Annotated in this window: 2 protein-coding genes; both read right to left on the reverse strand. The window is 63.2% G+C overall.

Annotated elements, in window-relative coordinates:
• Window positions 1-206: 206 nt before the first annotated feature.
• Window positions 207-644 (reverse strand): GNAT family N-acetyltransferase, encoded by a 438-nt coding sequence (locus tag EOA28_RS33550; RefSeq protein ID WP_127250170.1) that lies wholly within the window; start codon window positions 642-644, stop codon window positions 207-209.
• A gap of 29 nt (window positions 645-673) precedes the next feature.
• On the reverse strand, window positions 674-2,150 hold a 1,477-nt coding region (locus EOA28_RS33555; protein WP_128315733.1), incomplete at its 5' end, for an NAD+ synthase.

The raw sequence follows: 2,150 nt of genomic DNA on the forward strand, positions 1-2,150 counted from the left end.
GCTTCGCGGCCTCGCATAACGATGTCAAATCCTGCCATACGGTCCTCCCGGAAGGGAATCGCGGAGAGGTTCTTATAGGGAGGCATCGGCCGAACGCCAAGTCGGCCTGCCGCCAAAACGACATCTGGTCCAAGCACTGAGACGAATTTGCAACAACGGCAGGTTGCGCGGGCTGGTGCATGCCGCGCAGAAACGGCTGAACGGTTTCAGTCCGACGCGCTTGAAGCCGTTGGCTTGCCCGCTTTGCGATCCAGCCGCATGTAGCGTCCGTCCGTCGACGCCTTGAATCCGAACTTCTCGTAGAGGCTGTGGGCGTCGTCGGTCGACAGGCTCCAATGCGTCACCGTGCTGACTTCGGGATGATCGATCAGCGCCTGGACGAGCAGCTTGCCGATCCCCCGCCCGCGATGCTGTGGCCAGATGATGACGTCGGCGACATAGGCAAAGACCGTGTAGTCGGTGATCGCGCGGGCGAAGCCGACCTGCTCGCCATCGAGATAGGCGCCGGCGCAGAGCGAGTTGTCGAAGGCGCGGCGGTGGGCCTCGTCGGTCCGCGACGCGCCCCAATAGCTTTGCATGAGCTGATCGGACGTTGCCCGGAAATCGATCCGCGACAGGTCGAAGCTGATTTCTATGTCTTGCATGCGCTGCGCTGCCGCAATCTCGCCGGGGATCAACCGCGATCCCGGAACCGGTTGGTGATTGGATAACGGCGGTCCCGGCCGAAATTCTTCCGCGTGATCTTCACGCCGGGCGCCGCCTGCCGGCGCTTGTATTCGGCGATGTAGAGCAGGTGCTCGACGCGGGTCACCGTTGCCCGGTCATGGCCGCGCGCGACGATGTCGTCGACGCTCATCTCGTTCTCGACCAAGCATTCGAGAATGTCGTCCAGCACTGGATAGGGCGGCAGCGAATCCTGGTCGGTCTGGTTCTCGCGCAGCTCCGCCGACGGCGCCTTGTCGATGATGTTCTTCGGAATGACCTCGCCGGAAGGACCGAGCGCGCCCGGCGGCACATGCGAATTGCGCCAGCGCGACAGCGCGTAGACCTGCATCTTGTAGAGATCCTTGATCGGATTGAAGCCGCCATTCATGTCGCCGTAAAGCGTAGCGTAGCCGACCGACATCTCGCTCTTGTTGCCGGTGGTGACCACCATCGAACCGAATTTGTTCGAGATCGCCATCAGGATCGTGCCGCGCGCACGGCTCTGCAGGTTTTCCTCGGTGATGCCTTCCTGGGTGCCCTCGAAGAGCTGCGTCAGCGCATGCTTGAAGCCTTCGACCGGCTCGGAGATCGGCACGATGTCATAGCGACAACCGAGAGCGCGCGCGCAGTCCTCGGCGTCCTTCAGCGAATCCTTCGAGGTGTAGCGGTAGGGCATCATCACGGTGCGCAGCCGCTCTTCGCCCAGCGCATCGACGGCCAAGGCCGCGCAGATCGCCGAGTCGATGCCGCCGGAGAGGCCGAGCACGACGTTCTTGAAGCCGTTCTTGTTGACGTAGTCGCGCAGGCCGAGCATGCAGGCGCGATAGTCCGCCTCTTCCCGCTCGGGGACCTTCGACATCGGGCCTTCCGAGCAGACCCAGGTGTCGGAATTATTTCCATTTTGCGCGCCTGCGGCGACGCGGCTTCTTTTCCAGGTGGTGACGTCGATCGCGTCCTCGAACTGGCTCATCTGGAAGGCCAGCGTCTTGTCGGCCCCGATGGCGAACGAGGCCCCATCGAAGATCAGCTCATCCTGGCCGCCAAGCTGGTTGGCGTAGACGATCGGCAAGCCGGTTTCGATGACCTGGCGGATGACGACCTGGTGGCGCACGTCGATCTTGGCGCGGTAATAGGGCGAGCCGTTCGGCACCAGCAGGATCTCGGCGCCGCTTTCGGCCAGCGTCTCACAGACCGCGATGTCGCCCCAGATATCCTCGCAGATCGGGACGCCGATGCGCACGCCGCGGAAGTTGACCGGCCCCTGCAGTTCAGGTCCGGCCTGGAAGACGCGCTTCTCGTCGAACTCGCCGTAGTTGGGCAGATCGAGCTTGTAGCGCTCGGCGATGATCTTGCCACCGTCGGCGACGACGATGGAATTATGCGTGCCGGTCTTGCGCTTCAGCGGCGTGCGCATCGGCGTCCCGATCTGCGAGGATATCTGGGGC

Origin of the sequence: Mesorhizobium sp. M2A.F.Ca.ET.067.02.1.1, from assembly GCF_004023285.1 — a bacterium.
GTDB lineage: Bacteria > Pseudomonadota > Alphaproteobacteria > Rhizobiales > Rhizobiaceae > Mesorhizobium.